The sequence below is a fragment of the Flaviaesturariibacter aridisoli genome (assembly GCF_004343705.1).
In the GTDB taxonomy this organism is placed as follows: domain Bacteria; phylum Bacteroidota; class Bacteroidia; order Chitinophagales; family Chitinophagaceae; genus Flavisolibacter; species Flavisolibacter aridisoli.
On record NZ_SKFH01000061.1, the window covers coordinates 1 to 7832 of the forward strand.

Below are 7832 nucleotides of genomic sequence, written 5' to 3' on the forward strand. Positions count from 1 at the left end.
GAGTGTATCGTGGTCAATCCCGCCGACATCCCCGGCACCGATGCCGAGCGAAGAGGCAAGACCGATGCGGTGGACGCCCGCCGCCTCGCCAACCACCTCGCCGCCGGCCTCTTGCGCGGCATCCACGTACCCTCCGAAAAGCTGCAGAAGCACAGAAGCCTCATCCGCTTTAGAAAGAAGCTCTGGGGCGACCTCACCCGCTGTAAAAACCGGTTGAAGAGTGAGCTTCGCTTCCAGGGCGTCACCATACCCCCGCCCTTTGACAACCCGCACTGGAGCCACAACTTCCTCCACTGGATCGAAGCCACTGCAAGCAAAGACGCAGACCTGCAGGACACCCTGGAGCTGATGCTGGAAGAAGTGCGCCACCTGCGGCTTCTCTTACTGAAAACCGAAAAGAAGCTGCGCGCCCTCATGCGCACCGAAGCCTACGAACGGCAAGAGCAACTCCTGCGCTCCGTGCCCGGCATCGGTCCCATCACCGCCCAGCTCTTTACGCTCGAGGTCGGCGACGTAGCCCGGTTTAAAAATTTCGACGCCCTCAACCGCTTCGTGGGCCTCTGCCCCGACGAGCACTCAAGTGGTGAGCGGCAGCAGCACACCGGTATTACCCAACGCCGGCACAACCAGCTCCGAAGCCACCTCGTGGAAGCTTCGTGGCAATTGATCCGACGGGACCCGGCCATGCTCGATGCCTACAAAAAGCTATGTAGCCGCATGAAGCCTGAGCAAGCCCTCATCCGCATTGCCCGCAGGCTGCTGCGAAGAATGCGGGCCGTGTTGCTATCCGGGCGGATGTATGTGAGGGGCATCGAGCAGGGCAGCAGTGAGGAGATCAACGCACCGGAGCCGCCGGAGAAGAAAAGGAAAGGACGGCAACCCAAACAAGAAACAACCAACTAAGAAAACCTAGGCCTTACTAGAACAGCAACAACAACCCTCCGACTTCTTCTGACAGGTAACTACATGGAAGCTTCCAAAACATACCGGCGGCCGACTGCTCAACATGGGCTGCACTCTTTACTGAGGTGCTCCGCAACAGTCTGCAGCGGCCGCCTTTTCTTAACTACTGATAAAGACCTGCAGCAACTCCACGTCGGTTGACTGCTCATAGGAGCCTGCTTCACTAAACAACCTGGAAGAAAAACACCGGCAGCGAATAGAGCATACAAGGCAACCTTGCCCCTGCCGGGCAGGCTTGCGCTTCACAAACCATGATTGCTGCCACATAAAAAAAGCGGTGAGACACCGCCTGCAATCATGGTTCGCGAAGCACCGAAAAAAATAAAGTGGTTACCTCATGCAACGAATCCCTTTACATAGGAGCCCCTGTTAAGCGCAGGCGGCCATTATTGAGAGAGCTGCCACCTGACCAAATCTAAGATTGAGGTTTCGTCCTCAGCACCCCGCTGTTTTATGTATTGAAATAAGTACAAACACTCCTTTTTCAAAAAGAGAAATTGAACCTGTTGCCTAGGCCATGGAATGTTAGCCTCCTGTTTATATAAAATGTCAGTCGGCCCCCTCTTTCCATATGAAAGTGAAAATCTGGATAAGGTGGTTGAACAGGCAATCAAATTGTCGGCTTTTTTCAAATAAGTAAGCGCGTTGCCTTTCCATTCGAAAACTAGCACAGTTCCGTATTCAGGACCATGCCCTTTTATCCGAAGGCTCCCGTTAGGAAGTTCCTCTACATGGTACGAAACCTGAGTTGTTTGTTCTGGACTCCCCTCCCTTAATAGAAGATCTTTTGATAAAGAAAACTTTTGACTACTATCAATCTTGAAAACAAGCAACTCGCCGCCATTGGTAAACTGATAATCCAAAATATCATTTCTAACCTTACTGGCAAAGGCGTACTTCCTGGTGATTTGCTTCAGTGTAAAAGATGTCAGATAGTTGAAATCGGTCGAATCTAACTTTCGTTGTTCCCATTTTAATTCTCCATCAATTGAATGGAGATCTTGATCTCCTTCAATGAGCGCACGCGAAAAAGTTGTCAGAACATATGCCACTAGTCCAATTAACACGCATAATGATGTCACTAAAATGATTCTTCGCATATAGGATAGGTAGCTTGCGCTTAACTCTAAGATATACGCAATTACACGCACCACCAAAACTTTGAAAATCAATCATCAAGCATTATCCAAAATTGGATTGTCGTTAGGACAATCCAATCTCACCACTCGATCCGGCCCTTGTTGAAAAGATCGTCCAGCGGACTGACGATATTCACCAGCTGCTGCCGGCTCACGTGCAGGTAGCGCTCCGTAGTCTTGATGTTGAAATGGCCCAGGAGGTCCTTGATATACCGGATATCCGTACCCTTCTCCAGCAAGTGCGTAGCGAAGCTATGCCGCAGGCTGTGTATGCCTACCTCCTTCCGTATGCCCGCTGCTACGCGGGCATTCTGAAAAATCTGCTGAATGGTCCGCGTCGGGTAGGCGGTGCCCGTTTGCTCACTTTCAAAGAGGTACTCCTTCGGACGCGGCCGGTAACCGCGCAGGTAGGCGCGCAAAATGTCGAGCAATACGGGACTCAGCGTCACATAACGGTCCTTCTTCCCTTTGGCCTGGCGCACCAGGATCTGCATCCGGTCGCTGTCGATGTCCGCCAGCCGGAGCGCAGCTACCTCGCTGACACGCAATCCCGCACTGTAAGCCGTAAACAACATGGCCTTGTGCTTCCGGTTCGCCAGGGCCCGGAACAGCCGGCCCAACTCCTCCTCACCCAGCACTTTCGGAAGCACGATCCGTCGCTTCGGCCGCGGCACCGAAACGAAAAACCGCTCCCGTCCCAGCACGTGCTCATAGTAAAACTTAAGGGCGTTGATCCGGCTGTGTACCGTGCCTTCTCCAAGCCCGCCCTCCAGCAAACCGACCAGGTACGCCCGCACGTCTTCTGTGCCCGCATCGTCTGCCGGCCGTTCGCCCAGGTGGCGCAGCCACTGCATAAACTCGTTTCGATACGTCTTCCGCGTCGAAGGGCTGTAGGCCTTCAGTACCAGTTGTTCCTCCAGCCGCCTGAGCGCCGCTTCGTTAGCCGGGGGGAGTACGGCCCCGCTCCTCGGCCCTTCCAGGTACTGGCGCAAAGCAGACGTATCCAGTTGCGCCCGCCCCCCGACGGCGCTCCGTAGCCGTTCATATTCCGCCCGGCTCAGGGGCAGCTACCAGCAACGGTGCGTACGGCTCCATCGAATTCCGGTCAATTCGCGCAGCAACCCCTCAATAGGGCTCCCCCGATCGAAACGGATCCCGAGGCATTCCGCCCCGCGATGATGAAAAGCCGTCAACGTAACTACCGGTAGGTCCATAAGGCAAAGCTCCCATCCTCCATGTGGCGCACCATGGGAATATACCCGCTCCCGGCCGTTCTTTTTCCCACCGCAAACCGTTGTTTTTCCCCGACCGCCGTAGCTTTTCCACCTTCACTGCGTTCCGGCGGACAGCGAGCGAAGGCGCGTCCCTGTCCGCCGTAGCATTTCCTCCTTCACTGCGTTCCTGCGGACGGCGAGCGAAGGCGCGTCCCCGACCGGGAACATCCCGGTGTCAGCGGGGCGTATTCTGGAGCCAACCAACTGGCTTCCGGTACGGACAACGTAAATTCCGATGATGACGAAGTGCATTCCGGTACTTGCGAAATGTATTCCGACGCCGACCAAGTATATTCCGATGTTGACGAAATGTATTCTGACGCTGACGAAGTATATTCCGACGCCGTCGAAGTATATTCCGACACCGACGAACCGTATTCCGACACGAAAGAAGAATATTCCGATGCCGGCAAAGTATATTCCTTTGAAAACGAAGTCTGTTCCGGTGCCTTTAACCTGAATTCCGGCGCCGCCCGTCCCCGGTTCTGCAACACCGTTACCAAAATATTTCCGCCCTTACCCGTTCCGGGTTTCGAAAAAACCGTTTAGCTTCCTTTTATCGCTTTCGTATCCCTTGAACCAGCGCCGGAAAGACACCGCCATTTTTTAAACCAAAAAGCATTTACCATGACTGCTAAACAAGAACCGCAGTACGACATGTTTGAGTTGGTCGAAAAGTGTCTCAAGGCCAACCTGTCCATCTTCGAAACGATGCCCGCCGTGAAACGTACCGCCAATCGTTTCCTCAGCCTCGTCAATGACATCGGCGTGGCCGCCGGCCGCCGCGAGGCTATTGGCTTCAGCGGCACCGACAAGTTCCTCGCCCGCACCGCCCTCGCCGAAGTGCTCGCCGGCGTCGGGGGCATTATCGGCGCCTGGGCTATCGATACCGGCGACAACAACCTCCATAGGCAGGTGGCGCACAGTAAATCCGATTTCAAAAACATGCGCGACTCCGACCTCAAAGTGGTCGCCAACCATTTCAAAACTATCGTCGACACCCACGCGGCCGACCTGGAGCCTTTCGGCCTTGACGCCGACATGCGCACCGACCTCGAAGCCAATATAGGCCGCTTCACCGACCTCAAAACCGCCACCCGCAGCGGCGTCGTTGACCGGAAAAAAGAAAACGCGAAACTCAAAACCTTTTTCACCGCCGCCAACAAGATCCTTAACGAGCAACTGGACAAACTGATCCGCGCCCAGCAAAAGAAACATCCGGAGCTGGTCGCTGCCTACAACAACGCCCGCATCATCGTCAACAACGCCAGCCGCAAGAAGACGACGCCTGCGGCGTAAAAACAGTTTGTAGTTTGTAGTTTGTAGTTTCGGTACCTGCCAACGTTTCTGCTAACGAAAAAGCGCCCGTTTACCGGGCGCTTTTTCTTTTTCGCATTTTTCGTCGCCGCGCTTCGCGCAACCGGAAACCGGAAACTGGAAACCAGAAACCGGCCTCCCCTCCGCCGCGCTTCGCGCAACTACAAACTATAAACTGTAAACTATAAACTTATTTAGGTAAAAGCTCCTTCGGAAGGGTCAATCCCCCTTCTTCGTCCTGCCACGAAAGGTTCGCGATCCACCAGCGCCCGTTGCTTTTCACGAGGGTAAGGTAGTTCACCCCGCGCTGCTCCACTTTGCCGCCGGGTGTAAAGCGGTATTGGTACGAAGAAGCTACGGTGGCCACGTTGCCGAACTGCTGCACCTGGCGGCCCAACTCCTCCTCGTAAAAACCCTGCTGCTCGAAAGCCGGGGCATTCATGCGGGCGTATTGCGCCGGCGTGAAGTCCTGGTAGCGGCCGCCGGGGGCGCTGGCGCCCATGCGGGCCTCGGGCAGGAAGAGGCTGTTGAAGCGGTTCCAGTCGCGCGCGCCGGCGGGCCCGGAGATGACGGCGTAGGTGGCCTTCAGGATCGCGTCCACGCTTTCCACGTCGGCAGGCGCCGCGGCGGGCGCGGCCGCGGGTTCGGGCTTCGCCTGCAGCCAGGCCTGGCGTACGGCGCGCTGCTGCGCAGTGGCGTTGGGGTTGAACTGGAGGCGATTCGGCTGCTCCACGAACTGCACGGTGCTGCGCAGCGTCATCGTGTCGATGCTGCCGGCCGCGTTCTTCCGGCCGATCTTCACCTCGAAGGGCGCGCCTTCCTTCATGGCGGCCCGCACCTGCGGGAACCGCTCCACGAAGTTCTTTTCGTTCAGTTCGGTGCCGTTGATGGCGTAGATCTCGTCGCCCACTTTATAGCCCACGGCGCGGCCGAAAGCGTTGGGATGGAACGGCGGAAAGATCTGCACCACGCCCTTCTCGTTGGGCAGCAGGCTGATGCTGCCCATGGTCGGCACCTTGCCGCCCGGCGCCAGCTGCACGCCGGCCAGTCCGAAATACTGGTCGTACGGGATCGGGGTAGCGCCGGCTACGTATTTCAGCAGGAAGTCTTTTGCTTCGGGGTACGACAGTTCGGCGATGGCGTCGAACAGCTCGGGGTCGTTGAACGCGCGGTACTTGCCGTAGCGCACCCCCAGGTCGTAGGTCAGGTTGCGGAGGCCGTAGCGGCCACCCGATTTGTCGAGCAGCAGCAGGTCGAGGCAGGCGGCGATGAGGGCGCCCTTCTGGTACACGTTGCCGTACTGCGCCGCCCATTTGCCGGTGGCGCCGAGGCTCAGCTCGGTAAAGGGCAGCGAGTCTTTATAGGCCGAGCGCGAATAGTTGATCTTTTGCGTCAGGCGGTCCAGGAACTGCTGCGGCGGGATGAGGCCGTACTTCACCTGCACGTGGTGCGCCGTGTATTCGGTTACGCCCTCGTACAGCCACAGGTGGCGGCTCATCACGGGCTGGTCGAAGTTGAACTCCTTTACCTCGCGCGACGAGATCGTCAGTGGGGTGATGATGTGGAAGAACTCGTGGCTCGACATGTCTACCAGCCCTTCGCGCTGCTGCTCGGCCGGGAGGTCCTGCAGGTAATAGAAAGAAGACGTGGGATGCTCCAGGGCGCCGCTGAGGCCCTTCGGGAAGGAATGCTTCGCCCCCGGCTCGTAGAAGTAATACAGGAAGGCGTAGCGGTCGGCGGGCAGCTTGCCGCCCAGGTATTGGCGCGCGGCGTCGAGCAGGTCGTGCATCCAGCCGGCGATCTGTGCCGCATGGATCTGCTTGCCCGGCGAGTACACCGACACCAGCACCTGGCAGTTGCCCACCTGCACCGTAGCGGTATCGGGCACCGTGTACATCACGGGGTAATTATACAGCTCGTCGAGGTTGGGTGCGGAAAAGGCGTCGGCCGTGGCCGAGGAGCTGTCGGGCACCAGGCTCGTGGACGCCCACATACCGGCCGGTTTGTTCACCAGCACGTTGAAGGGGATGTTGCGCTGTCCTTCCAGGTAGCCGAGCAGGCCGGGGAAGTTGAGCGAGAAGTTCTTGCCGGGCTCGAAGTTGGTGGCGCACATCGGGTATACCTGGTGCTGCACGCCCACGGCGTCGAAGATGTCTTCCACCTCGTAGCGGATGCGGGCCATGCGGTTGCTCCCCGAGATCCGCCATTGGTTCGTATTGAGCTGTTTCACCGGCAGCGCCTTTCCGGCGGCGTCGAAGGCCTGCACGTCGTGGATGAATTTGCCGTAGTCGGCGATGATGTACGTGCCGGGGATGATCTTGGGCATCGAGAAGGTCACCTCGGGGGCCGACACTTTGGGCGTCTGGAGGTTTACGGTCAGCGCGTCGTTGTGCAGCGCATTGAGATCCAGCGTATAGCGGTAGCGTTCCTGGGCGCCGGAGGTCAGTGCGGCAAGGAGTGCCCCACAACTGAGCAGTTTGGATAGATGTTTCAACATTTTTTGGGTATTTAACACCCGCCGTCGGGCGGAAGTGGCTTCAAAGTAGCGCGGTCCGATTATTTAAGCGATGAAATAAGGATCAACGGGCTTATTTCGTGTTCGGCCTGGTTGTCGGGTGTCCCTTTTCCCCATAATGCGGTTTTCGACGAGCTACCCGGCTTCTGGCGACAAAACCCCGGTAATGTCAGTTGATTGTTAAATATTGTTGTAACATCGAAATGCTCGTAAACTTTGGGGACCTTTACGCGTTCTCAGACAGGAATGATTCTATAACGAACTTTAATACTTAAGCTTATGCGTCGTGAACGTGCTGTATTAGCCAACACCATACCCTTCAACCTGAAGACCCTGCAGCAGATCGAAGACCGCGGATTCAAGTATGTTCAGGTCAAAGGCTTCACCACCGATCGTCACTACGATTACGTGGAGCCCCAGTTCCTGGTGCTGTTCCCCATGAAAGAACTGCCTACGGACCAGGACCAGAAAGACATTTACGAGCCGGTCAAGAGCGACCTGCTGAAGCAGTGGGCCAAAGAAGAGCAGTACGGCATGCCCGTAGTGATCGCCAAAGTGGCCTAAGGCCCCCTGTCCGCTGTAGCTTTAGCGAAAGCGGACCACCCCGGCCCTCCCCGAGCGGGA

At 56.9% G+C, this 7832-nt stretch carries 7 protein-coding genes; 4 read left to right on the top strand and 3 right to left on the bottom strand.

The window, feature by feature from the left end; genetic code table 11:
- The coding region (locus E0486_RS18115; RefSeq protein ID WP_131854405.1) for an IS110 family RNA-guided transposase at positions 1–903 on the top strand (903 nt) is incomplete at its 5' end.
- A 446-nt stretch (positions 904–1349) separates the two neighbouring features.
- Here the strand turns inward: E0486_RS18115 and E0486_RS18120 are convergent.
- Together E0486_RS18120 and E0486_RS18125 are read right to left on the bottom strand one after the other, a co-directional pair.
- Positions 1350–2063, bottom strand: a complete 714-nt coding sequence (locus tag E0486_RS18120) for a hypothetical protein (RefSeq protein ID WP_131854407.1) — start codon at positions 2061–2063, stop codon at positions 1350–1352.
- A 119-nt stretch (positions 2064–2182) separates the two neighbouring features.
- Positions 2183–3094: a tyrosine-type recombinase/integrase gene (locus E0486_RS18125; protein ID WP_131854409.1), complete on the bottom strand. Its 912-nt coding sequence runs from the start codon at positions 3092–3094 to the stop codon at positions 2183–2185.
- Positions 3095–3643: 549 nt separating this feature from the next.
- Between E0486_RS18125 and E0486_RS18130 the strand changes: the two genes are divergently transcribed.
- Both E0486_RS18130 and E0486_RS18135 read left to right on the top strand, forming a co-directional pair.
- Positions 3644–3925 carry a hypothetical protein gene (locus E0486_RS18130; protein WP_131854411.1) on the top strand — a complete coding sequence of 94 codons (282 nt, stop codon included), beginning with the start codon at positions 3644–3646 and terminating at the stop codon, positions 3923–3925.
- A gap of 78 nt (positions 3926–4003) precedes the next feature.
- Positions 4004–4675 carry a hypothetical protein gene (locus E0486_RS18135; protein WP_131854413.1) on the top strand — a complete coding sequence of 224 codons (672 nt, stop codon included), beginning with the start codon at positions 4004–4006 and terminating at the stop codon, positions 4673–4675.
- Between the two features lie 208 nt (positions 4676–4883).
- Here the strand turns inward: E0486_RS18135 and E0486_RS18140 are convergent, their stop codons facing one another.
- Positions 4884–7190, bottom strand: a complete 2307-nt coding sequence (locus tag E0486_RS18140) for a M61 family metallopeptidase (RefSeq protein WP_131854415.1) — start codon at positions 7188–7190, stop codon at positions 4884–4886.
- Between the two features lie 297 nt (positions 7191–7487).
- Between E0486_RS18140 and E0486_RS18145 the strand changes: the two genes are divergently transcribed.
- A complete protein-coding gene (locus E0486_RS18145) occupies positions 7488–7772 on the top strand; it encodes a hypothetical protein (protein WP_131854417.1) in 285 nt (94 codons plus the stop codon).
- Positions 7773–7832: the final 60 nt, after the last annotated feature.

Coding starts and splice junctions, on each gene's coding strand:
- E0486_RS18135 (WP_131854413.1), top strand. CDS start 4,004: ATGACTGCTAAACAAGAACCGCAGTACGACATGTTTGAGTTGGTCGAA.
- E0486_RS18130 (WP_131854411.1), top strand. CDS start 3,644: ATGTATTCCGACGCCGACCAAGTATATTCCGATGTTGACGAAATGTAT.
- E0486_RS18140 (WP_131854415.1), bottom strand. CDS start 7,190: ATGTTGAAACATCTATCCAAACTGCTCAGTTGTGGGGCACTCCTTGCC.
- E0486_RS18120 (WP_131854407.1), bottom strand. CDS start 2,063: ATGCGAAGAATCATTTTAGTGACATCATTATGCGTGTTAATTGGACTA.
- E0486_RS18145 (WP_131854417.1), top strand. CDS start 7,488: ATGCGTCGTGAACGTGCTGTATTAGCCAACACCATACCCTTCAACCTG.